Consider the following 23,677-nt stretch of genomic DNA (forward strand, 5'->3'; position numbering starts at 1 on the left):
CCCCTCACCCGGCGCTGCGCACCGACCTCTCCCCCGAAGGGAGAGGTGAAGAGGCTTTTTCGCTTACATTCCGCCCAGCAGCCAGCCGTCGACGACGCCTTGCAGGGCTTCGTTGAGTTCGGCGTCCTCGACCGGATCGAGAAGTTCGGCGATGAAGCCGCGGACCAGCATGGTTTCGGCCTCGGCCTTGGGAATGCCGCGGCTGAGGAGGTAGAACAAACTATCCTCATCGAGTTTGCCGCAGGTCGAGCCGTGACCGCAGACGACGTCGTCAGCGTAGATTTCCAGCTCCGGCTTGGAGAGGATTTCGGCCTCGTCGGATAGCATCAGGCCCTGATGCATGAACTTGGCATCAGTTTTTTGGGCGTCGCGGGCGACCACCAGCTTGCCCTGTACCACGGCCTTGGAGCGACCCCGGCTGATCGACTTGAACAGCGGCTGCGAAGAGGTGTGCGGCACCGCGTGCAGGGTTTCCATGGTGATGTCAGCGTGCTGGCCATCAGACACAAGGTTGAGCCCGGTCACGTCGGCATGGGCACCGGCGCCATCCATGCGCGGAAACACATTGGTGCGAGCCAGACCCGAGCCAAGGTGGATAATCAGGGTGCGTAGCTTGGCACCATCAGCAAGATGGTACTCATTGGTGGCGAAATGTGAAGTGGCGCGGGCGCTCAGGTCCAGAGTGATGTGGGTGAGCACAGCATCCTTGCCGAGGGCGATATAGGTCGCGTGATTGCCAACGTGGGCGGCATCGGAGCCCGAGAAGGTTTCGATGATGGTGGCGGTTGCGCCATCGGCAAGGAAAACCTTCAGGGCGTCAGCAACGTGGGCAGCCTCGCCCTCGATGCGCCGCTCAATCTGGATGACCGGATCGACAGAGCTCTCAAGGGTCAGGGTCAGCGCCTCGCCGGACAGCGCATTGTTGACATGCACCAGAACATCGTCGCGCGTGGTCAGAACGCCGCCCTGCGTCCTGCCGACGATGATACCCGCCGGGGCCGTCGAGGCATTCTGGATGGCGCCGTTGGCGATCATCAGATTGTAGGCGCCCGGAATGCGCAGGGCCGGAGCGCTGGCTTCATTGGCGGCAGTCGCCAGCGGCGGGATGGTCCGCAGCAGGGTCTTGAGGTCAGTGTAGTGATAACTCTCGACGCGACGGGTCGGCAGGCCGGCAACGGTTATGCGCTCAGCGGCCTGATCGGCGCCGGCAGCCTTGAGCTGGGCAATGAGAGTGTCCTCGGCCGGACCGAGGCGGACTGGGAAATTGGCGCGCATGGATCAGGCGGCCTCCCCACCGTAATTGGCATAGCCTTCAGCTTCGAGCTTCAACGCCAGGTCCTTGTCGCCACTCTCGACGATGCGGCCATCGGAGAACACATGCACCACGTCGGGCACAATGTGATTCAGTAGGCGCTGATAGTGGGTGATCACCAGCATGGAGCGCTGGCCATCGCGCAGGGCGTTGACGCCCTTGGAGACAACCTGAAGCGCATCGATGTCCAGACCGGAATCCGTTTCATCCAGAACGGCCAGAGATGGCTTGAGCAGTGCCATCTGCATGATTTCAGCGCGCTTCTTTTCGCCACCGGAGAAACCGACATTGAGTGGGCGCTTGAGCATATCGCTGTCGATATTGAGCTGGCTGCCAGCTTCCTTGACCAGGCGCATGAAATCGGGGGTCTTCAACTCTTCTTCGCCACGCGCCTTGCGCTGGGCATTGAGGGCCGCCTTGAGGAAGGTCATGGTGGCGACGCCAGGAATTTCGATGGGATACTGGAAGGCGAGGAACAGACCAGCGGCGGCGCGTTCGTCGGGACCCAGTTCAAGAATGTTCTCGCCGTTGAGCAGGACTTCGCCTTCGGTGATTTCGTAATCTTCCTTACCGGCCAGGACATAGCTCAGCGTCGACTTGCCCGAACCATTGCGTCCCATGATTGCATGGACCTCGCCGGGCGGGATGATGAGATTGACACCCTTGAGGATTTCGCGGTCCTCGATGCGGGCATGGAGATTGCGGATTTCAAGAACGGGAGTGGTCATTTTTAGCTCCGGTTCGGCTGCCATTCCGGCGCCGGTGATCTGAGTAAGGCTCCCTCACCCGCCCTTCGGCGACCTCTCCCCCAGAGGGAGAGGTGGGAGCAAGTTGCGGTTTCGAGGACTAGCCCACGCTGCCTTCGAGGCTGATCGAGATCAGCTTCTGGGTTTCGACCATGAATTCCATGGGCAGATGCTGCAGCACGTCGCGGACGAAGCCGTTCACGATCAGCGCCACGGCTTCCTCGTCGGAGAGGCCCCGCTGCTGGCAATAGAACATCTGGTCGTCGGAAATCTTGGACGTGGTGGCTTCATGCTCGAACACGGCCGTGCCATTGCGGCTCTCGATATAGGGAACCGTGTGGGCGCCGCACTTGTCGCCGATAAGCAGCGAGTCGCACTGGGTGAAATTGCGGGCGTTCTTGGCCTTGGCGTGGGCCGAGACCTGACCGCGGTAGGTATTGTCCGAGAAGCCGGCGGCAATACCTTTGGAGATGATGCGGCTGGACGTGTTCTTGCCCAGATGGATCATCTTGGTGCCGCTATCCACCTGCTGATAGCCGTTGGAAATGGCGATAGAGTAGAATTCGCCACGCGAACCGTCGCCGCGCAGAATGCAGCTGGGGTATTTCCAGGTGATGGCCGAGCCGGTTTCCACCTGGGTCCAGGAAATGTGCGAATTGACGCCGCGGCAATCGCCGCGCTTGGTGACGAAATTGTAGATACCGCCCTTGCCGTTCTTGTCGCCCGGATACCAGTTCTGGACGGTAGAATACTTGATCTCGGCATTGTCGAGGGCAACCAGCTCCACCACGGCGGCGTGCAACTGGTGCTCGTCGCGCATCGGGGCGGTGCAGCCTTCGAGATAGGAAACGTAACTGTCGTCGTCGGCGATGATCAGCGTGCGCTCGAACTGCCCGGTCTTCTTCTCGTTGATGCGGAAATAGGTCGACAGCTCCATCGGGCAGCGGACGCCCTTGGGGATATAAACGAAGGACCCATCCGTGAAGACGGCGCAATTGAGCGTGGCGTAGTAGTTGTCCGAAACCGGTACGACCGAGCCGAGATATTTCTGAACCAGCTCAGGATATTCGCGGATCGCCTCGGAGATCGAGCAGAAGATAATGCCCTGCTTGGCCAACTCGGCGCGGAAGGTCGTCACGACCGAAACGGAATCGAAGACTGCGTCAACCGCGACATTGGCGCCAAAAGGGGTGCCAACGGATTCGGCAGCGCCTTCGACGCCAGCCAGGATCGCCTGTTCCTTGAGCGGAATGCCAAGCTTCTCATAGGTGCGGAGCAGTTCGGGATCGACCTCGTCAAGGCTCTTGGGGCCTTTGAAGGACTTTGGCGCCGCGTAGTAGCTGATGTTCTGGAAGTCGATCTTGGGATAGTGGACCTTGGCCCAATTGGGCTCGTCCATGGTCAGCCAGCGGCGGAAAGCCTCAAGACGCCATTCCAGCATCCATTCCGGTTCTTCCTTCTTGGCGGAGATGAAGCGGATGGTGTCTTCGCTTAGGCCCACGGCCGCAACGTCGGATTCAATGTCGGTTTCAAAGCCGTATTTGTACTTGTCGACGTCGAGGGCGAGCACCTGCTCAACGGTTTCCCGGTCGATTTCTTCCTTGAGGGTCGGAATATCGTAGTCCGCCATACGGCTTCTCCTTCAAAGTCCCTCGACGGTTCAAGGCCGTCGTGAACGAAAACTAGTCTGGCGGTCAGGCCGCTTTCCCTCCCCGCTTCTGGCGGGAAAGAAGTGTTTCAAAACCGGCGAGGAACGCATCCACGTCGGTCGGGGTGGAATTCCAGCCAAAGCTGACACGCAAGGCGCAATTGGCCAGATCCCGGGGCACGCCCATGGCGGCCAACACATGGCTGGCGCCGACCTTGCCAGATGAGCAAGCCGAACCCGAAGAGACCGACAGGCCCATGAGGTCCAGCGCCATCATGGCCGTGGCATTGCCGAGGCCGGGCACGGCAAAATTGGTAACATTGCCGATACGCGAGGCGTGTTCGCCGAAAACGACAGTGCCGGGCGCGAGATGCTTCAAGCCGGCTTCGAGGGCGGCGGTCATGGCCGACATCGTCGCGTTGTCATAGTGAGTGGCGTCAGCTGCCGCGCCAAACGCTGCGATCAGGGCCGCCGATTCCGTGCCACCACGTCGGCCCTGCTCCTGGCCGCCGCCTGGGATCAGGCGAACAACGTCCGCATGCGCCTTGACCAGCAGGGCCCCAATGCCAGCAGGAGCGCCAATCTTGTGACCACTCACTGCCATCATGTCGGGTGCCGAGGCGGCAAATTCCAGAGGGAGCTTGCCCAAAGCCTGGACCGCGTCGACGAACAGGGTGTGACGTGTCGGGCCAACCAAGGCGTTGATCCGCTCGATTGGCTGGACGACGCCCGTTTCATTGTTGACCCAGTGGACAGCCACCAGCAGCGCGACATTCTCGTCGTCGGCGCGACGCAAAACAGCGGCGAGTTGATCGAGATCAATGCGACCGTCTGCGTCCAGACCGATTGTCCAGTGTGGCAGGCCCGTGGCCTCGGCCGCTTTGCCAACTGCGGCGTGCTCCCCCGCACTGAAGGCGACGGCGCCTGCTGCAAACGCCTTAGCGCCGCCCACAATGGCCTGGGTGATCGCCTCGGTAGCCGAGCCGGTGAAAACCACCTGCTTGGGCTCGGCGCCGGCAAGCCGCGCAACCTGCTGGCGGCCGGTCTCGATGAGATTGCGCAGAGCGCGCCCATGGGCGTGAACGGAGGACGGATTGCCGGTCAATTCAAGGCCGGCAAGCAGCGCCGCCCGCGCTTCAGGACGAAGCGGGGACGCTGCATTGTGATCGAGATAGACCGTCTCTCTCGTCATTGCGCCTTCCGGGCCAACCGTGGCCAATATAGCTTCCATGCCTGCCGCAGGACGCTTCCGCGACCCCGCCACCAAACACTTCTTGAAATTTTACGCCCAACTTCATTACAAGGGGCGCTCCAATGGGCCGCATGACGGCCCAAAAACCGAGTTTCGAATAATTCTAAACTGGTGTTTCGGACCCATGTTTTAGGGAGCGGCCCACGCTTAGTCAAGCCGTGAGCGCCCTTTCCAGGCTGGCGGAACACCAAACGGACAGAGCCAGAAAAGGCCGGAACAATCATATGCCAGAAGTGATCTTCAATGGCCCGGAAGGGCGTCTGGAAGGCCGGTACCAGCCAGGCAAGGAGCCAAATGCTCCCATCGCCATCGTGCTGCACCCCCACCCGCAGTTTGGCGGGACGATGAACAACCAGATCGTCTACAATCTCTTCTATATGTTCGCCGAGCGCGGCTTTTCCGTTCTACGCTTCAATTCGCGTGGCGTGGGGCGCAGCCAGGGGGTGTTCGACCACGGCATTGGTGAGCTTTCGGACGCCGCAGCGGCACTCGATTGGCTGCAGATCATCAACCGCGAGTCGCGCGGCTGCTGGATCGCCGGCTTCTCCTTTGGCGCCTGGATCGGCATGCAGCTGCTGATGCGCCGCCCCGAGGTGGAGGGCTTCATTTCGGTATCGCCGCCGGAAAATCTATACGACTTCTCGTTCCTGGCCCCCTGCCCGTCTTCGGGCCTGATCATCCATGGCGACAAGGACCGCGTCGCCCCGCCCACGTCGGTTCAGAAGCTGGTCGACAAGCTCAAGACCCAGAAGGGCATCACCATCGAGCAGCAGATCGTGGAAGGGGCCAACCACTTCTACGAGGGCAAGATCGATGAATTGACGAGCGCCTGTGCCGAGTATCTCGACCGTCGCCGTCAGGAGATCGCGGACGGCGGCGGGCGCTAATCTGGGGCGCAAGAGGCGATCGTCCTCACCCACGGGACATTCCCGCCGGATGACCTCCGGCAAAAATAGAATGTGCCGTTCTTTACCGACGCCCACAAACAGGGGATCCCGCCATTGCGGGAATGACCCTGTGGGTCGGGCGACACCTGGATCGCACTAAGATGACCACTTTCAAATCCGACTTCCTGCGCACACTTTCGGAGCGCGGCTTCATCCACCAGACCTCCGATGACGCGGGGCTGGACAAGCTCTTCGCCACCGAGACGGTCACCGCCTATATCGGCTTTGACCCCACAGCCTCGTCGCTGCATGTGGGAAGCCTTATCCAGATCATGATGCTGCACTGGCTGGAGAAAACCGGCCATCGCGCTGTGGCCCTCATGGGTGGCGGCACCGGCATGGTGGGCGATCCCTCGTTCAAGGACGAGGCGCGCAAGTTGATGACCACGGACACCATCCAGGCCAATATCGACGGCATCAAGCAGGTCTTCGCCAATTATCTGACTTTCGGCGATGGGCCGAAGGACAGCCTGATGCTTAACAACGCCGAGTGGCTGATGCCGCTCAACTACCTCGAATTCCTGCGCGACGTCGGCCAGCATTTCTCGGTCAACCGGATGCTGAGCTTTGACTCGGTCAAGCAACGGCTGGATCGCGAGCAATCGCTGAGCTTCCTCGAGTTCAACTACATGATCCTGCAGGCCTTCGATTTCGTAGAGTTGAACAAGCGCTATGGCGTGACGTTGCAGATGGGCGGTTCCGACCAGTGGGGCAATATCGTCAATGGTATTGACCTGGGCCACCGCATGGGGACGCCGCAGCTGTACGCACTGACCTCGCCGCTGCTGACCACGGCGTCGGGCGCCAAGATGGGCAAGTCGCTCAATGGCGCCATCTGGCTCAACGAGGACATGCTGTCCGCTTATGATTTCTGGCAGTATTGGCGCAACACCGAGGACGCCGACGTCGAGCGCTTCCTTAAACTCTACACGACGCTGCCGCTTGATGAGATCGCGCGCATCGTGGGCGATGATATCAATGAGGCCAAGAAGCGCCTGGCGACGGAAGTGACGGCGATGCTCCGTGGTCGCGAGGCTGCTGAAGGTGCCGCTGAAACGGCGCGGGCGACGTTCGAGACTGGCAGGCTGGATCTGTCCCTGCCGACCGCCGAGGTGACGCATGCCGAGCTGGCAGCGGGCATCGGGGTGCTCAATGCACTGGTTAAGGCGGGGCTTGCCGCATCCAATGGCGAGGCGCGCAGGCATGTGGCCTCCGGTGCGGTGCGGGTCAATGACGCCGTCATCGACGACGACAAGCTGAACCTTGGCGACAATGCCCTGCTGTCCGAAGGGGTGATCAAGCTTTCAGTGGGCAAGAAGCGCCACGCGCTGATCAAGCCGGTCTGATCAGCGATCGGAACCTGAGCATGAGGCATCGCCAAAGGCGGTGCCTTTTTTATTGCGCGGGGGCCGGCGGCAGTTCGCGCGCGCGGAACTCGAACATTTCGCGGAAAATGCCGGGCGCCAGGAGCGACAGCGGATTGACCAGGAATTGTGGATTATCAAGCGGGCCACGCACCGCGAAAGTCACGCCGACCAAACCCTCGCCGTCGCGACCACCGAGCAGCGGCCCCAGGATCGGGAGTTGCTGAAAGATATTGTTGAGACCGAACAGCGGCACATAGGTGCCGGTCAAGTCGTATTGGCGGCGGTCTGTGTAGATGAAGCCGCGCATGGTGCCACCGACAGTATCACCGGCCAGAACCGCATCCGTAACTTCGACGCGGTCACTGCGGCGGACGAAATCGACCTCGCCGGCGCGGAAGTCGAGGCGATTTCTGGAGGCAATGGCAGCGCGGGAATCAGTGTGATTGCCCAGGACCTGGACGACATTGCCTTCGTCCACGATGGCGAAATTGCGCAGCACCAGCCGACCGGCTTCAGCATCGATTGATCGGTCGGTTGTCATGACCAGGCTGCCCGCTCCGCCTGCCAGTTGCGAATAGATACCGAGCAGGCGCAACACGGTGCCGGCGTCGTTGAAGGCCATGGAGAGCGTCCGACCGTTCGGGGCCGGATTGGTGGTGATGGAAATGGCATTGCCTTCATCAAACTGCGCAGCAAGGGCCACGCGGGTGAGATTCATGCCACGTAGCGCCATGTCGAGATCGAGATTGAAGGCGGTGGTGGCATAGTAGCCAATGGCCCGGTCGAGCTCGATGTCGAGGGAAAGCGACTGGTCGAACTGGGTCGATTGGACGCCGCCGCTGCCCTGGGCGAGGCTGAAGAAACGGCTGAGCACCGGTTTCAAGTCCAGTTGCGCCCCGCGGACGCGGACGGCAAAACCGCCCTGGATGGGGGTGAGATCGACGGTCGCGCTATCGCCCGGGCTCAGGGCGAAGTTGGTGAAGTTCGCTGCCACCAGGCCGTCAGTGGCGTGATAGTCGATCAGGCCATTGAGACGGACATTGCCGAAGGAAAGCGCAATATCCTCGAGATGGGTCACATCCCCATCCGGCCGGATGATGGCGGTCAGCAGACCGGGCGTGCCAACAGGCTTGGAAATGCCGAGATCGCGAATTGTCAGTGCGGCGTCCTTGAGGTCCACAGTCATGTGGAGCGCGCCTTCCGCTAGCGGCTGCGCGACGAATTGCACCTGCCCGCTGAGAAATTCGGAGGCGTCAAAGCCCATGTCTGCAAGGTCGGCGACGGCGATGGTGGATTGCAAGCGAAAAACCGGATCTGACCCCATGGCGCCTTCCACCGATATTTCGGCATCCATGCCATCGATGGTTGCGGTGCCGCCGAGCTGGTAGCCGTCCTGGGAGGCCGAGAAAGACAATTGCCCATCGCCAATGCTGCGGCCCTGGATGGGTTCGGCACTGGCGAAATCCTCGACCTGGCCATTGACCACGTAATCGATGTCCATCTCCCGGCCCGTCGCTTCGTCGCCGAGGGCAATGGTGGCCACCAGACCCAGATCCACCGTTCCCTTGAGGCTTTGCAGATCGATGGGCAGGTTGGCGTTGGAAATGGCGTCGGGTTGCTGCTGCTCGATAAGAGCGAGCAACGCCGGAATGGGGGCGTTGAGGTCGCCCGAGATTTCCACGATGCTTTCACCCGGCACCGAATTGTCCATGACGAGGGCAGGACTCGTGACCTGAATGGCACCACCATCGGTGTCCAGGGTCCCACCGCCGCCGGAAATCGAGACATTTTCGTCGTCGACCCGCAAACGAGTCTCGCCGGAAATGACAATGGCCGACATCTCCGCGGTCGGCTTGATCGCCACGCCCTCCCCGACAATCTCGATCTGCATGCTGTTTTCAGGAATCGGCACGGCCTCATCGCCAATGGCCAGCGTGCCCACGGGAAACTGGAACCGCATGCGCGCGTCCTTGACCCGGCCTTCGGTGACATTGGCAACGAACCAGTCACGGCTTTCGCCACCCATGATGTAAGGCCAGAGACGCTTGAAATCGTCGGCGGACACGCCCTGCCCGGCGATGGTCATGTCGAGGCCGATGCCGGTCTGGAGCAGGTCCATCCGGCCAGCCGTTTCAACGACGGCATCTCCCCGCCGCGCCGTCAGGCGGTCTATGCCGACGGCTCCATAGAGCGGGGTTGACCAGCCGGAGAACTCCACCGTGTCAAACGGCGCCGCGGGAGCGTTCATGTCGTCGGGGTGAATGGCGACGTCGCGGGCGTTCAAAGACATGCCGATGGTAGGGCCATAGGTTGGGTCCAGGCCGAGTGCAAACACGCCTGCAACCTGGGCGCTGCTTTTCCCGATCCGCAGAGCCCCCTCAGCCAGTTGGAACTGGCCTAGCTTGGGCTGCCAGGTCACGTCCAGAATTGAACTGGCGACCGGAAAATAATCATCGGCCAACCGCAGGTCGAGGCCGGTCAGGTCCAGCTTAAACGCGCCGCCAATGATCTTGCCTTCGTCGGGGGTGAAGGTCACGTCCACCGAGACGGCGCCCGCTCCACGCATTGCGGCAAGACTGTCGCGGTCGTCGATAAATGGCACGAAGGCAGAGAAATCGAGGTTGGTAACATCGGCCTGGAGGCGGCGGGTGCCATCGGGATCGAGCGAGCGTTCAATGGAGCCCACAACAGTCTGTGCGCCGATGAGCGCACTGAATTCGCCGGTGACCCGCTGCTCACCCGGCACGGGACCGATTTCGAGAGAGACCGCCTTGAACTGGCGAAACAGCCCATAGAGGGGATCGGCCATGTCGATGCGGCCATCCCGCACGATCAGGCGTGAGAAACGTCCTTGTTCGGTCTGTTCAACCAGATCGGCAATGGCCAGCTCGCTGGCTTCCAGATTGTAGATCAACCAGTCATTGTCCGAGCGCATGGGCGGCGCCGTGCCGAGATCGAACGCAATGCCTTCAGACGAAATTGCGGCGGCAGGGAAGGCGTCTGCACCCTCCAGCACCCGGACTGTGGCGGGGCCGCCGGATGGATCTTCCACGATCTCCAGCCTGCCCGGCCGCGGTCCATAAAGGTCCTGAACAATCTGTACATGGGGACCGACAATCGTGATGGTCGTGCCCGGCTGGCCGAATAGCGCGCGCGCCGGCGAGAACCCTACTTCAAGCGCCTCCATCTTGATCTGGGCGCCGGACTTGCTGTCCGTAAAGGCGACGGGTGCAAACTGGATGACGGGCCAAATGCCATTTTCCAGCGCCAGCGCCATATCGCCCATCTGCAGGTCCGCCGTTTCAGGGACGAAATTCTGCACGAACGAGCGGATCGCCTGGCCGGTGAAGGGGATTCGAATTGGGGTGATCAGCATCACGACATAGAGCACCAGCATCACCAGGCTGGGCACCCCAAGAGCCCAGATCGCAATTCGCCTGAACCGGGCCATTACGGACCGCGCGGGCGGAGACGGCGGTATCTCTGGTGAAGGTGTTGGACTTGTCGTTTCGTTCACTGCCGCCACGCCGATGATTGGCAGGTAAGATGGGCCCCTGCCACGATCAGAATCATCCGCCCAAGGCGGTCCATTGGATGATGATACCGGCTGGAATGTGACGCTGACACCCTCTATTCAAGGCTCAACCCAGGAACAGCGATGACCCATCTCAAACCCGGCGACCCAGCACCCGACTTTTCGCTCGCACGCGACGATAACACGGTGCTCACCAAAGCCGACCTCACGGGCAGGCCAGCGGTGCTGTTCTTTTACCCTGAGGACGACTCGGGCGGCTGCGTTGACGAGAACCAGGAGTTTTCGGCGCTGGCCGAGGCCTTTGCGGCTCAAAACGCTATCCTGGTGGGCGTGTCCCCCGATACACTCGAGAGCCATCGGAAATTTCGGGCCAAATATGGGCTTGTGGTGCCGCTGGGGGCAGACCCTGAGCGCCAGACTATCGAGACCTTTGGACTTTGGCAGATGAAGAAGCTCTACGGGCGAGAATTCATGGGCCTGGTGCGGACCAGCTTCATCATTGGCGCAGATGGTCGCGTCGCGGCGATCATAAGGGCCACGCGCATCAAGGGACATGCAGCCAAGGTGCTGACGGCCCTCGAAGAATTGGTGAAAGCTGGGCAATCCGCCTGATGTTTTCGGCTTCTTAACCAAGCTCGTCCACACTCCGATAACCATAGTTTGCGTGTTTCGGGGGTCGTGGCGTTGCGTCAGTCAGCCAAACTGGAAAGCCAGGGACAAAAACCCGGTCGCCGCGGCGTCCACCCTGCCCTGTTCTACGGGATGTTTGCGCTGCTGCTTGGTGGCAATGCCATTTCGGCAACCGGCCTGCTTATGGCGCCGGACATCGCCCGGCTGCTGGGCGGGCAAAACGAGCTGGTGCTGTCGGCCTATGAGGACCGGCTGGCGCAGATGCGCGTTGAAATCGACCGCTTGCACTCGCGCAATTATGCGCAGGCCGGCGACATCAATCTGCAATTGCAAGAACTCTCGCAACAGCAGGAAGTGCTGCTCGAACAGCACCAATTGGTGCGCGCGCTGGTAACCAAGGCTGATCAGCTCGGCATTGCCGCGGTTGCCACGCCTGTATCGGGTGACATGGAACTGTCCATGGTGACAACGCATTCGGGCAATCCCGACATGGCGGCAACCTCGGCAAGCGTCACCCAGATGATGACCGAGACCCAGCAGGCGATGACCGGCATTGCCGTTGCTGCTTCTGAGCGCACCGAAAACATCGTGAGCGAGTTGAGCAAGCTCGGCATCGCCTTGAACCTGCCGGTTGCGCCGCTGGATGGTGTCGGCGGCCCGCTGCTGGCAGCCAACGAGGGGGCAGCAGCCACGTCGCCCATGATTGAGGACGCCAATGCCGTGATGCAGGCGCTGATGCTCTACAAGGCGGCACGCGATAGCCTGGAGCTGGCGCCCGTGCACATGCCGATCACCGGTAATTTCCGTCAGAGCTCAGGCTATGGCAATCGCAAGGACCCGTTCACCGGGAACCGCGCCTTTCACTCGGGGCTCGATTTCGCGGCACCCTCCGGTACATCGGTGTTGAGCGCCGCCGATGGCGTCGTGAGTTTTGTGGGTGAGCGCTCTGGCTATGGCAAGGTGGTGGAAGTCGAGCACGGCAACGGCCTCATGACGCGCTACGCGCATCTGAGTGGCTACATCGCTCAGAAGGGTCAAAAAGTGCTCACCGGCACGCCCATTGCCAAGGTTGGCTCCACGGGACGCTCCACCGGGCCGCATCTGCATTTCGAGGTGCATCGCGCCGACACAAGCCTCGACCCCAAGCCGTTCCTCGAAACAGGCAAGCGCATCATCGCGATGCTTGGCTAACTTGGGTTTGGCTATTCTGCATTCAGATACCGAACCTGTTCACGGCTCGCGGATGCGGTGAGCGGCCCCGGGTCAGGCCCGAGGGCGATGCCGTGGATGTTGGAGCAATATGCCAATTAACAAAAAACCCGGCCAATGGCCGGGTTTTCTGATTTTGGTGGGGCCCGATCAGTCCGACGCCACGTCGGTGGCCACGCCGACGCGCTGCGCCAGTGCGGCCTCCATGAACTGGTCCAGATCGCCATCAAGCACGACCGACGGTTGGCCGCTTTCGACGCCGGTCCTCAGATCCTTGACCATCTGATAGGGCTGCAACACGTAGGATCGGATCTGGTGGCCCCAGCCGATGTCGGTCTTGCTGGCCGCCTGGGCGTTGGCCGCCTCTTCGCGTTTCTGCATCTCCATCTCGTAGAGACGGGATTTCAGCATGGCCATGGCCGTCGCACGGTTCTTGTGCTGGCTACGCTCCTGCTGGCAGGCCACGATGATGCCCGAGGGCACGTGGGTGATGCGGATTGCCGAGTCCGTGGTGTTGACGTGCTGGCCGCCGGCGCCTGAGGCGCGATAGGTGTCGACCTTGAGGTCGGCTTCGCGGATCTCGATGTCGATGGAATCGTCGATGACCGGGTAGACCCAGCAGCTGGAGAAGCTGGTATGCCGGCGCGCTGCCGAGTCATAGGGGCTGATGCGCACCAGGCGGTGCACGCCGCTTTCGGTCTTGAGCCAACCGTAAGCATTGTGACCCTTGATCACCACGGTGGCCGATTTGATGCCGGCTTCTTCGCCATCGTGCATTTCGAGCACTTCGACCTTGAACTTCCGGCGTTCGGCCCAGCGCGTGTACATGCGCAAGAGCATGTTAGCCCAATCCTGGCTCTCGGTGCCACCGGCGCCAGAGTGGATTTCGACATAGCAGTCATTGCTGTCGACTTCGCCGGACAGAAGGGTTTCGATCTGGGTGCGGCGCGCCGTCTGCTTGAGCTCAAGCAGCGCATTCTCGGCGTCGCGCACGATATCGGCGTCGCCCTCGGCTTCGCCCAGTTCGATCAACTCGACATTGTCGCTAATGCCTGATTCCAGTTCGCGCACCGTTTTGACGGCCACGTCAAGCTCGTCGCGCTCGCGCATGGCGACACGCGCCTTTTCCGGGTCGTTCCAGAAATCGGGAGATTCGGTTTGCGCGTTCAGCGCGTCGAGGCGGAGTTGTGCTGTATCCCAGTCAAAGATGCCTCCTCAGCAGGGTCAGAACCTGCTCGATTTCGGCGACGGTCTTTTCGATTTCCGTACGCATTTTTCTTCCTTGGTTTGTGGCGTCCCGTTTAACGGAGCCGGCCGGGGGGATCAACCCATGCGACGCCCAAGCTTGGAAAAGCGCTTGATGGCCGCTTCGCGCTTGAGGCGCGAAACGCGGCTGAGGAAGAAGATGCCATTGACCTGGTCGATTTCGTGCTGCGCCACGCGGGCTGCAAAGCCAGTGAGGTCGAGGGTTGCCGGTTGGCCCTGTTCATCATCGTAGCCGACGTTGACTACATTGGGACGGCTGACATCAATCTCAATGCCAGGCATGGATACGGAGCCCTCCTTGCCAATGACATCATCGCCGCCGGTTTGGAGGATGCGCGGATTGTAGAGAAGCCTGTAGTCGCGGTGCGACGGGTCGGCGACGCTGACCAGTACAACAGGCGCGACGTGACCAATGTGCACGGCGGCCAGACCATAGGCCTGAACCTCGCGGCCTGCCTGAAGTAGCCGTGCGCCGATGCTGCACAACGCGGCATCAACCGGGCGCGCCATGGCGGGTTCGAGCAGGCGCGGGTCGGGGTAAATGACAAATGGATTGTCGCTATCGCTCATGGCCGGCATTCCTTTCGCCCATCTTGCAAGTCCAGCCCCCTGCTGGTAGTTCGGTCAATGGCTGGCCCCGTAGCTCAGCAGGATAGAGCACAGGATTCCTAATCCTGGGGTCGTGGGTTCGAATCCCGCCGGGGTCACCAGCGTACCGTCTGGTTGTGGGCAGCTAGTGTGTCGCGAACCGCGTCGGTCAGGACCAGAGGTCCGTTTATTCCAATTTTGAGGCGCGCCAGCGCAAATCCCAGCCTTGCCGCGTGCAGAGGCCGATCGGGCTGCCGGCAATAGGCCGATAGGAAGGCGCCGCAGAAGGTATCCCCGGCCCCGGTTGCGTCGATCACCGTGAACCCTGAAGGAAGCGGCTGAGACGGCAAGTGTTGCTCGGTCGGGCCGTCGGGAGACGAGGAATGGAGCGTCACCGCGTTATGGCTGCGCGCCACGATGAGCCAGTTGGGGGCAAGCCTCGTCCCGATCCCGGGCGCATTGTATGCGCCGCACAGCAGCGCATATTCTTCGGCGTTCAGGTGGAGCACATGGGTGTGGCGCAGGAGTCCTTCGAGGCCGGGACCTCCAGGGCCGATCCAGGCCATGCCTGGGTCCAGTGACACCGTAAGCGCCGGATTGTAGGCGATGGCCTGTTGGAGCAGATCTGCGACGGCCGTGGGCGCCTCTGGGTCAAGAAATGAGGTGATGTGGATGACATCGCACCGCGCGACCGAGGCCGCGAGCGCGGTTTGGTTCTGGCGGAGCCAAGCAATGACACCCGCATTTGCGCCGGTGGCCGTCAGCAGGGTACGGCCGGCGGCTTCGACCATGGCGAGACAGGTCGCGGGTGGCAGTGGGCTTTTGGTCACGCCAGCAGTGTCGATATCCCATTCTTTGAGGGCATCAATGTGTGGATGCAGCATGCCGACCGTTCCCGCGATGCCGAAAAAGGCGAGGTCGAGGGCGTCATCAGCGTTCAGTAGCGCTGCGACGCGGGCTGCATTGAAAGCGGAGCCGCCAAGATAGGCAGCAGCGCCCATAGCGTCGAGTAATTCGGCGCCTCCTTGGGCGGTGGCATCTGTAACCGCTGTCTCGAGCAGAGGAACCGCGTCAATGCCGAGACTCGATAGCGTGGGCACGGCGGCGTGCTGCACGACCAAGTCGCGGTTCATCGCCCCCAAAAAGCCAAGACTTGCCATGGATCGCTGGTAGCGCCAGATCATGCGGGACACAAGACGGCCCGCCCGTGAATTCAGAGCCCGAACTTCTCAAGGGTTGCCTCATATTCGTCGCGCACCACCTCTCGGTCACGACCGGAGGACCAGCCAGCTTCGATAGCCGTCTTGATCTCGGCTGGCAGTGCTTCCCACTTCGCCTCCCAGGCTTCACCTTCGTGAATCCAATATCCGACCAGTTCGTAGCGGTCGGCAGGCAAGTTAAGCTCCTGCCGTACATATTTGCGGATGGCGCGCACCGCCTTCTGCTCACCGGCGACCCAGACATAGCCCGGCGTCGCGGGCAGCGGCACGGCGCGAACCACGTCTGCCATGCGGCTCGGCGCGATGCCGTTGCCACTCCTGTGCAGCCAGGTCACGGTGGCATTGGGGTGGGGTGGCAGGGGCTGCTCGTGTTCAGGCGCCGCGATCTCGACAAAGACGCGCGAATGCACGTGCATCGGGGTCGTTTCGAGGATGCGCGACAGGGCAGGAAGGCCTGTGGCATCACAGACAAGCAATTGCCAGGCACAATCCTCGGGCGGCCTGTAGAGGCCGTGCGGGCGATTGACGGTGACCACGTCGCCGGGATTGGTCCGCCGGGCCCATTCGCTGGCGAGACCACCTGCATGGACGACAAAGTCGATGTCGATCTCATTGGTTTCAGGCCGATGACTGCGAACTGTATAGGTCGAGCACCGGATCGCCCCTTGCCCACCATCGGGATAGGTCCAGCGGCCCTGATCGTCGATGTGGGGCAGATGCAAACGGCCGGTTGTTTCATTTGGAAAGAACAGCCGCAGATATTCGTCCGGCGTGCCTGACCCAGGAAAGTCCGCGAGGCCTGCGCCACCGAAGGTGAGGCGCAGCATGCCGGGGGTCAGCGGGCGACGAGCGAGCACTTTCGCCTCAAAGAAGACCTGATTCATGCCGCGCTCCGCGTTGAAAGGGCCAGCGCAAGTAGCCCGGAAATGACGGCACTGCTGAACGCGAGGGCGAAGAGGCCCTTATGGGGCGCGTGAAAGGAAAAGTACCGCTTGAGCATGATAACTTGACTAAAAACATCCGGTTACCAAATGCCCGATCTGCGTCTCCGCCACAAGCACAAATATGGGTTGCAGCCGGTGGTGGGATTATTGGCGCGTCGGATGTCCGGCGACAGCCAAAGCCAGCTCCGCTTCAAAGCGCGTGCCGTTGTCGGTCACGAAGCGATATGAACCGCCCATTTGCGAGACGACTCCACGAACGAGCCGCAGACCCATGCTGGCCGGCGCTTCAGGTAGCTCGCCGATGCCAATTCCATCGTCTGCGACGACCAGCCTGCCACGGCCTCCACCCAAGTCCTTGAGGACGACCTTGATTGTCCCCTCTCGGCCGTCTGCGAAGGCATATTTCAAGGCGTTGGTGACCAGCTCGCTGAGCAGCAATGACAGAGGCGTCGCGTGGTCACGATCCACCGGAACGTGGTCCAGCTCAAAGTCGATCTCGGCGTCAATGCCATAGGCATGCACCACCTCGTTCACGATCACTTGCACCAGATCATGGGCGTCGATGTCCTCGTAGCGGTCATGTTGATAGATGTGCTCATGCATGGCCGCCATGGCGCTCAGCCGGCTCTGAAGGTCAATCTTGGCCCCGGCCGGCATGTCCTGCATGCGGACAAGTGATTGCACCGACTGCAAATTGTTCTTCACCCGATGGTGGATTTCACGGAACAGCAGGATGTTGGTGTCATTGGCAGTCTCAAGTTCGGTGCGCCTTATTGCGTCGCGCCGCAGCAGCAAGACAATCCATATCCCTCCCGCCAAAAGGCCCAGCAGAATTGGCGCGGCAATGATCATCACGGTCACAATGGCGCTGCGCAGACCATCCCAAGTGGCATTGGACGCAATCGATGCGAGGGCGATAATCTGGGTGCCGGGTACGCTCTGATAACTGACAACCCGAGCAAGCCCATCGACCGGCGACGCCTCGGAGAAATAGGTACCGGCCTCTGCCTGGGGCAAATATTGTGTGATCAGGGGGTGTTGCGAGAGATCGACAGCTTCGTCAACTGCAGGGTGGCGGGCCATAAGCAGGCCGTCGCGTCGGATCAGGCTCACAGTGGAGCCCTCCTCAAGATCGAGGTAGGACCAGAAGGTCTGTACCAGATCGTCGCTGAACGAGACCATGATGGCGCCGGCAAAGTCGCCGGCCCGCTCGATCCGCTTGGAGAAAACGAAAATACTTTGATTGGTCAGACGGCTGACCAAAAGTCCTGAGGTGTAGAACGCGGCGCCGTCCTGCAGGGCGGTGAAATACTCCCGGTCAGCAACGCTGACCGCTTCGGCTCCGGGGAGGGTGGAAAAGATGGTATTGGCCTGGGCGTCGATAATGTAGACGTCGATGTCTGCGGGCAAGCCCTCGACGGCGGCCTGCAATGTTTCGCTATTTCCCGACAATTCCGGCCCGAGCACTGCATCGAGCCGGCGCAAGGTCTGGTTGGCCACCTGAGCGACCCAACCGGCGTTGGTCGCCACAACCTGCGCGGCGGCCTGTGATCGCTCCTCAAGCCGCACGCGGGTTTGGCCTACGGCCTGGAATACAAAAAATGCGAATACGCCGGCGAATATCGCCATACACGACAGAACGAAGGTGATGGCGACGGTTGTCGCTCGCACTTCGCCAAACCGAACCTTTTTGCCCCCAGCCAGCGTCACCTCCCCCACAATGCTGCCCTTTTTTGCAGGCTTTCGTTGCCACGCAAAGTGGATTGCCCACACAGATGCTGCCCGCAAGTAACGCGCGGCAGACAAAAAGGCTGCTTTGCCAACTTGGCGCCCGACGGCTGGCGACGTTAATGCAAAGGAAGGCGGCGACTGATAGGGCTACGGCACCTGGGCGCCCGAAAGGAATGACATGACCAAACTCACTATGATGCTGGCCGCTGGCGCCCTCACCTTGGCACTTGCCGGATGTTCATCCTTCGGCGGCGCTGCATCGCCGACGGCATTATCTGCCGGACTTTCAGCGCGCATGGACCAGCCCAATGCCACGCTGGACAGCCAGCAGGCTATCGGCCTGATCAATGCCTATCGCGCCAGCCGCAACATGCCGCCCCTGGTTGCGGATGCCGGCCTCAATGGCACAGCACAGGCCCTGGCCAGCCAATATGCCCAGACCGGCACTGCGCCGACCAAGCCGCAGGCGCTGGCGCAGATGAAGCTCAGCGCTGGCTATGCGACCTTTGCCGAGACCTTCTCCGGCTGGCGAAACAATGCAGCCGATGCCGTGGGCCTTGCCGCTCCGGCCAGCAAGGCCGGTGTTGCCGTCGCCTTCAATCCCTCATCGAGCTATGGCGTCTACTGGGTGCTGGTCCTTGGCAACTAACGTCGTCGAAATTGATGCAAGGGGGCTGAAATGCCCCCTGCCCGTTCTCAAGCTTGAAAGGCAGCTGGCGCATGCTCATCCCGGTGCGGTGGTCGTGGTGGTGACGACCGATCCGATGGCCAAGATCGATATTCCGCTCCATTGCCGGCAAAATGGGCACGCCTACATACAAGACGATGCGGATGGCATTGTTCGATTTACCGTGACCAAGGCTGGCAGCGACTAGAGATCGGATGGCCGGGGGCGCGGGAAGGCAATGTTGAGACCGCCAACCGGAATGCCAGGACGCAGAACGTCTTCGATGGCCGCGCTTTCGACGGTGGACCCAGCGCTGACCGTCGGGATATGCGCCGGGCGAGGACGCGGCAGCGCGATGCCTGTGCGGATGCGCCCCAGATCCACCGCCGTATACTCACTGAGCATGATTTCGTCCGACAGATAGGTCGGCTGGTCCTTCAGTCCCATCGGAAAAGCGGCTTCCTGTGCCGCAACATAGGCCTTGGCTTCCTTTCCACAGATGCGCGGGCGCATATCGACCGGCTGCACGCCGGTAGCATTTGCGAGCGCGAGGACGCTCTGGCCCGTGGGTCGCAACCGACCCGCCAAGGCATCCAGCATGAGGCCCGCCGCGCGTTCATTGCGATCACGGGCCGAGGAACCTCCCAGCACCACGGCCATCAACCGTCGGCCATTGCGGTCCGCAGTGGCCACGATGTTGAGGCCAGAGGCGCAGACATAGCCGGTCTTCATGCCGTTGGTGCCAACAAAGCCTTCGAGTAGCCCGTTGTTGGACTCCAGCCGCGCCTTGCCGAGATTGACCACGCCGGTGGCGAACATGGGCATGTACTGGGGGAAAGACTGTTCGATATAGAGACCCACAATGGCCAGGTCGCGGGCGCTGGTAACCTGCGCCGGATCATGCAGGCCGTGCGGATTGACATAATGGGTGGCCGACAGACCCATGCGCTGGGCCGCATTGTTCATCATGGCCACGAAATTGGCTTCGTTGCCGCCGACTGTTTCGGCAATCGCCACGGCGATGTCGTTGGCCGATTTCACCACGAGAATATAGAGCGCATCCTTGAGGCTGACCGCGCTATCGACCGGCAGACCGGACTTGCTTGGCGCCTGGTTGAAGGCGTTGCGCGAAATCCTGACCGGTGTTTCCAGCGTGACAGTGCCCTTGGCGAGTTCCTCGAACACCACATAGGCCGTCATCAACTTGGTAAGCGATGCCGGATGCCAGGGCTGGCCAGCATCTTCAGCGTAGAGCACCTCAAGGGTCGCCCGATCGACGACCAGAATGGGATTGGCCAAGGACTGGGCGAGACCAGCAAAGGACACGAGCAGAACGAGGGCGAGACGGCGCAAGAACGTCAAGAGGGGTAGACTCCAGATCGGATCGGTCGGGAACGGCGCCCCTCTTAGCAGCCGGACCAGTCAATCTCAAGAAAGGCGCGGCGCTCTAACAGGCATTTGAAGGTGCTGACACGCCCTGTCACCGCGCTCCCGCAAGCTCACACCAGCTTAATGGAGAACCGCGATGACGACTCTGGTGACGATACTGACGCCCGGCTTTGCCGATTGGGAAACGGCCCTGCTCAACGCAGGCGCACGCGACTATTATCGCCTGGAAACCCGGTTTGCGACGCCCGGTGGCGATCCGGTGACCTCAGCGGGTGGTCTCAAGGTGATGCCGCACATGGCGATTGAAGAGATCAATATCGGCGCCATCGACGCCCTGTTGGTCAATGGTGGCAATATCTGGTCGACCCCGGATGCGCCAGACTTGACCCGGCTTTTGCAATCGGCCCATGGCGCCGACAAAACGGTGGGTGGCATTTGCGACGGCGTGATAGCGCTGGCCCGGGCGGGGCTGTTGGACAGCGTGCGCCACACAGCAAATGGCCCAGAGAGCCTGCCCTCGACTGGTTATGGCGGTGCGGCACATTATGTGGGGTCTCCCCGCGCGGTGTTGGATCGACGCATTGTCACGGCGCCCGGAACCGCGCCGGTGAGTTTCATGGGCGCGGTTTTTGAGTCTCTTGGCCTGCGGACCGGCGACCTCGATTTCTATCTCGGACTCTATGCCGCCGAACACCAGGCGGCTTAGCTCAAACGGCGAGCATCAGCGTGGTCGAGCGCGTTACTGAGCCAGTCAGCGGCAGGTCAGCCGATGACTGGCCGACACGAATGGTAAAGCCGCCGGCCTCAACCAGCCAGTGGTGTGCGGCCTCGCGATACCAGGCGAAACACCGCGCATCGAGGAGGAACGACACCGACCGCTGTTCGCCAGGCTCGAGATGGAGCTTTTCGAAAGCCTTGAGCTCCTTAACCGGGCGCGGCTCGGTCGATTTGTCGTCGCTGACGTAGAGCTGAACGACGGTCGAGCCGGGCCGATCGCCGGTGTTGGTGGCAGCGAGTGAGACAATCAGCTTTCCGTCGCTCTCAAAGCCACTATCGTCGATGACCAGATCGTTGAGCTCGAAGCTGGTGTATCCCAGGCCATAGCCAAAGGGATAAAGCGGGGTCATGCCGACACGATCATAGTACCGATAGCCGACGAAAATTCCTTCTTCGTAGCGAACCTTGCCTTCGAGGTCAGGATAAACCTCGCGGTCCTGGCTGTGAGCTGGATTGTCGGCCCAGCGCACCGGAAAGGTCTGCGGCAGGCGGCCGCCCGGCTCGGCGGCGCCGGTCAAAACGTCGGCAATGGCATTGCCGGCCTCCTGCCCCGGATACCAGGCCTCCAGCACCGCGGCGACCTTATCGGCCCATGGCATTTCAATGGGTCCGCCTGTTTGCAGAACAACCACGGTGCGCGGGTTGGCAGCGGCAACGGCCTCGACCAGCTCGTTCTGGCGCCCCGGCAGGAGAATGCCCGGCAGATCGCTGCCTTCGGTGTCCCACTCGCCATTACGCCCTATGAACAACACCGCAGTTTCGGCGTCACGGGCCGCGTCGACCGCCTGGGCGATTGCGGCATCGCCCAGAGGCAGGCCAATTCCGACCGCGAATGCGGCGAGGCCAAGAGTTGCGAATTCCTTGGTTGAGAACTCGATCGCAACCTGATGGGCGCGGCCTGCCTCGAGGTTGATCGTTCCGACAACTTCATCACAGCCTTCCTCGAAAAAGGTGCGCCCCTTGGTCCAGCCGGTCCAGGCGTCAGCGATCAGCTTGCCGTCGATGAAAACACGCCCAAATCCCGCGGCGTAGATGCCGACGCGGTGTTCGCCGGTTTCCTCGGGTGTGAACACGCCGGATATGCGTGCCGAGAAGTGCAGCGGGTCAACCTTGCCATCGGCAACATGGCCCACCCAGAAGGCCTGGGCGTCGTCCATCGATCCGATATGTGCCGGTTCGCCCGCCAGAGTTTGATTGGCAAAATATTCGACCTTGAACGTCCCTCGCAGCACCGGCTCGAAACGATGATTGGTGCAGCCGGGCGCAAAGGAGAGGCGATCCTCACCGAGCGCCGTCGCAAGGCCCTCCCACGGCGAGATCCGATAATGCGCATTAAGCTGTGCGGAGCCGCCACCCATGATCTGAGCCGTCTTTGCATTCGGGCCGATCACCGCAATCTTGCCCGAACCGGCCAGGGGTAGAATGCCGTCGTTCTTGAGCAACACCGCCGCTTCCGAACCGGCGCGCCTGATCAGGGCGCGGTGCTCGGGGCGGTCATTGGCGTGCTCCTGGAATGTCCGATGATCATCAAGAGAACCCACGCGCTCCATCAGCCGGAGCATGGCCAGCACCCGCTGATCGAGCATAGCCACCGAGACCTCACCGGCGTTGACAGCAGCAACAAGCTTCTGGCCACGATCACGCGCCGGGCCGGGCATTTCCAGGTCGAGACCAGCATTGACCGTGGCCGCGGTCGAGTGTGAACCAAACCAGTCGGACATGACGATGCCGTCATAGCCCCACTCCTGGCGCAAGACCGTGGACAGCAGCCAGTTATGCTCGGACGTGAAGGTGCCATTGAGACGGTTGTAAGAGCTCATGACGCCCCACGTGCCTGCCTTCTTCACCGCCCATTCGAAGGGAATGAGGTAGATTTCGCGCAGGGCTCGTTCACCGATCTCGCTGGAGATCGTGGTGCGCTCGATCTCGCTTTCATTGCCGACAAAGTGCTTGATAGTGGCGCTGACCCCCTGCCCCTGGAGACCTTTGATATAACCGACGGCGAGTTCGGCCGAGAGGATCGGGTCTTCGGCGTAGCACTCGAAGTTGCGGCCATTGGTTACGGAGCGATGGATATTGACCGTCGGGGCGAGCAGCACATGTGCGCCCTTCGATTTGACCTCGTCGGCCAGAGCCGCACCGATCTCGGTGACAAGACCAACATTCCACGTGGCGCCCAAGGCGATGCCGACAGGAAAGCTGGCTGATTTGACACCGCCGATCAGCGACCCGCCGCCGCGTGCGCCATTCGGACCGTCGGTTACCCGCAATTTGCCGATGCCCAGGCGTTCAACCGCTGGAACCGACCAGAAGTCTTCACCGGACAGCAGCGAGACCTTCTCTTCAGGCGTCAGCTCGGCAAGCAGTTGCTCAATACGGCTGCTCATGGGGTGCTTCCTCCGGCAAAGATTTTTGCCGGAGATGGCCAGTCCAGCCGCAAACTGTCAAC

The 23,677-nt window shown here is 61.4% G+C and carries 19 protein-coding genes and 1 tRNA gene; 8 read left to right on the forward strand and 12 right to left on the reverse strand.

Annotation, left to right across the window (positions count from 1 at the left end; genetic code table 11):
* Positions 1-63: 63 nt before the first annotated feature.
* The 4 genes from sufD to NIM87_RS02530 all read right to left on the reverse strand — a co-directional run bounded on the left by sufD (position 64) and on the right by NIM87_RS02530 (position 4,898).
* Positions 64-1,275, reverse strand: coding sequence for a Fe-S cluster assembly protein SufD (sufD, locus tag NIM87_RS02515; protein WP_254673044.1), 1,212 nt, complete (start codon positions 1,273-1,275; stop codon positions 64-66).
* A 3-nt stretch (positions 1,276-1,278) separates the two neighbouring features.
* On the reverse strand, positions 1,279-2,040 hold the full coding sequence (gene sufC / locus NIM87_RS02520; protein WP_254673045.1) for a Fe-S cluster assembly ATPase SufC: 762 nt from the start codon (positions 2,038-2,040) through the stop codon (positions 1,279-1,281).
* 118 nt (positions 2,041-2,158) lie between these two features.
* Positions 2,159-3,688 carry a Fe-S cluster assembly protein SufB gene (gene sufB / locus NIM87_RS02525; protein ID WP_254673046.1) on the reverse strand — a complete coding sequence of 510 codons (1,530 nt, stop codon included), beginning with the start codon at positions 3,686-3,688 and terminating at the stop codon, positions 2,159-2,161.
* A gap of 64 nt (positions 3,689-3,752) precedes the next feature.
* On the reverse strand, positions 3,753-4,898 hold the full coding sequence (locus tag NIM87_RS02530; RefSeq protein WP_254673047.1) for a cysteine desulfurase family protein: 1,146 nt from the start codon (positions 4,896-4,898) through the stop codon (positions 3,753-3,755).
* 284 nt (positions 4,899-5,182) lie between these two features.
* Between NIM87_RS02530 and NIM87_RS02535 the strand changes: the two genes are divergently transcribed.
* A complete protein-coding gene (locus NIM87_RS02535; RefSeq protein WP_254673048.1) occupies positions 5,183-5,845 on the forward strand; it encodes an alpha/beta hydrolase in 663 nt (220 codons plus the stop codon).
* Positions 5,846-6,006: 161 nt separating this feature from the next.
* Positions 6,007-7,251 carry a tyrosine--tRNA ligase gene (gene tyrS, locus NIM87_RS02540; RefSeq protein WP_254673049.1) on the forward strand — a complete coding sequence of 415 codons (1,245 nt, stop codon included), beginning with the start codon at positions 6,007-6,009 and terminating at the stop codon, positions 7,249-7,251.
* A 49-nt stretch (positions 7,252-7,300) separates the two neighbouring features.
* On the opposite strand, the gene NIM87_RS02545 is transcribed toward tyrS, so the two are convergent.
* Positions 7,301-10,723, reverse strand: coding sequence for an AsmA-like C-terminal domain-containing protein (locus NIM87_RS02545; RefSeq protein WP_254673050.1), 3,423 nt, complete (start codon positions 10,721-10,723; stop codon positions 7,301-7,303).
* A gap of 207 nt (positions 10,724-10,930) precedes the next feature.
* Here NIM87_RS02545 and NIM87_RS02550 point away from each other — a divergent pair, with 207 nt between their 5' ends.
* Both NIM87_RS02550 and NIM87_RS02555 read left to right on the forward strand, forming a co-directional pair.
* Positions 10,931-11,419, forward strand: a complete 489-nt coding sequence (locus NIM87_RS02550) for a peroxiredoxin (protein WP_254673051.1) — start codon at positions 10,931-10,933, stop codon at positions 11,417-11,419.
* Positions 11,420-11,491: 72 nt separating this feature from the next.
* Positions 11,492-12,628, forward strand: a complete 1,137-nt coding sequence (locus NIM87_RS02555; protein WP_254673052.1) for a M23 family metallopeptidase — start codon at positions 11,492-11,494, stop codon at positions 12,626-12,628.
* Positions 12,629-12,796: 168 nt separating this feature from the next.
* Here NIM87_RS02555 and prfB read toward each other — a convergent pair.
* Together prfB and NIM87_RS02565 are read right to left on the reverse strand one after the other, a co-directional pair.
* Positions 12,797-13,919 (reverse strand): peptide chain release factor 2 gene (gene prfB / locus NIM87_RS02560; RefSeq protein WP_254673053.1). Its coding sequence is split into 2 segments (ribosomal slippage): positions 12,797-13,849 and positions 13,851-13,919, totalling 1,122 coding nucleotides; the frame shifts between segments, so codons are not numbered across the junction.
* A 50-nt stretch (positions 13,920-13,969) separates the two neighbouring features.
* Positions 13,970-14,482 (reverse strand): peptide deformylase, encoded by a 513-nt coding sequence (locus NIM87_RS02565; RefSeq protein WP_254673054.1) that lies wholly within the window; start codon positions 14,480-14,482, stop codon positions 13,970-13,972.
* Positions 14,483-14,545: 63 nt separating this feature from the next.
* On the opposite strand from NIM87_RS02565, the gene NIM87_RS02570 reads away from it, so the two are divergent.
* A tRNA-Arg gene (locus NIM87_RS02570) sits at positions 14,546-14,622 on the forward strand.
* Here the strand turns inward: NIM87_RS02570 and NIM87_RS02575 are convergent.
* From NIM87_RS02575 to NIM87_RS02585, 3 genes are all read right to left on the reverse strand, one after another.
* Complete coding sequence (locus tag NIM87_RS02575; protein ID WP_254673055.1) at positions 14,617-15,684, reverse strand: carbohydrate kinase family protein; 1,068 nt, start codon at positions 15,682-15,684, stop codon at positions 14,617-14,619. The genes NIM87_RS02570 and NIM87_RS02575 overlap by 6 nt on opposite strands.
* Positions 15,685-15,713: 29 nt before the next feature.
* On the reverse strand, positions 15,714-16,604 hold the full coding sequence (locus NIM87_RS02580) for a siderophore-interacting protein (RefSeq protein ID WP_254673056.1): 891 nt from the start codon (positions 16,602-16,604) through the stop codon (positions 15,714-15,716).
* Positions 16,605-16,808: 204 nt separating this feature from the next.
* On the reverse strand, positions 16,809-18,374 hold the full coding sequence (locus NIM87_RS02585) for a sensor histidine kinase (protein ID WP_254673057.1): 1,566 nt from the start codon (positions 18,372-18,374) through the stop codon (positions 16,809-16,811).
* 199 nt (positions 18,375-18,573) lie between these two features.
* Between NIM87_RS02585 and NIM87_RS02590 the strand changes: the two genes are divergently transcribed.
* Positions 18,574-19,044 carry a CAP domain-containing protein gene (locus NIM87_RS02590; RefSeq protein WP_254673058.1) on the forward strand — a complete coding sequence of 157 codons (471 nt, stop codon included), beginning with the start codon at positions 18,574-18,576 and terminating at the stop codon, positions 19,042-19,044.
* Complete coding sequence (locus tag NIM87_RS02595; RefSeq protein ID WP_254673059.1) at positions 19,034-19,270, forward strand: sulfurtransferase TusA family protein; 237 nt, start codon at positions 19,034-19,036, stop codon at positions 19,268-19,270. The genes NIM87_RS02590 and NIM87_RS02595 overlap by 11 nt, the downstream gene beginning before the upstream one ends.
* Here NIM87_RS02595 and NIM87_RS02600 read toward each other — a convergent pair.
* Positions 19,267-20,424 (reverse strand): D-alanyl-D-alanine carboxypeptidase family protein, encoded by a 1,158-nt coding sequence (locus NIM87_RS02600; protein WP_254673060.1) that lies wholly within the window; start codon positions 20,422-20,424, stop codon positions 19,267-19,269. The genes NIM87_RS02595 and NIM87_RS02600 overlap by 4 nt on opposite strands.
* A gap of 163 nt (positions 20,425-20,587) precedes the next feature.
* On the opposite strand from NIM87_RS02600, the gene NIM87_RS02605 reads away from it, so the two are divergent.
* Positions 20,588-21,157 carry a DJ-1/PfpI family protein gene (locus NIM87_RS02605; protein WP_254673061.1) on the forward strand — a complete coding sequence of 190 codons (570 nt, stop codon included), beginning with the start codon at positions 20,588-20,590 and terminating at the stop codon, positions 21,155-21,157.
* 1 nt (position 21,158) lies between these two features.
* On the opposite strand, the gene NIM87_RS02610 is transcribed toward NIM87_RS02605, so the two are convergent.
* Positions 21,159-23,615, reverse strand: coding sequence for a beta-glucosidase (locus NIM87_RS02610; RefSeq protein ID WP_254673062.1), 2,457 nt, complete (start codon positions 23,613-23,615; stop codon positions 21,159-21,161).
* Between the last annotated feature and the right edge of the window lie 62 nt (positions 23,616-23,677).

Origin of the sequence: Devosia ureilytica (assembly GCF_024273195.1) — a bacterium.
Taxonomy (GTDB): domain Bacteria; phylum Pseudomonadota; class Alphaproteobacteria; order Rhizobiales; family Devosiaceae; genus Devosia; species Devosia ureilytica.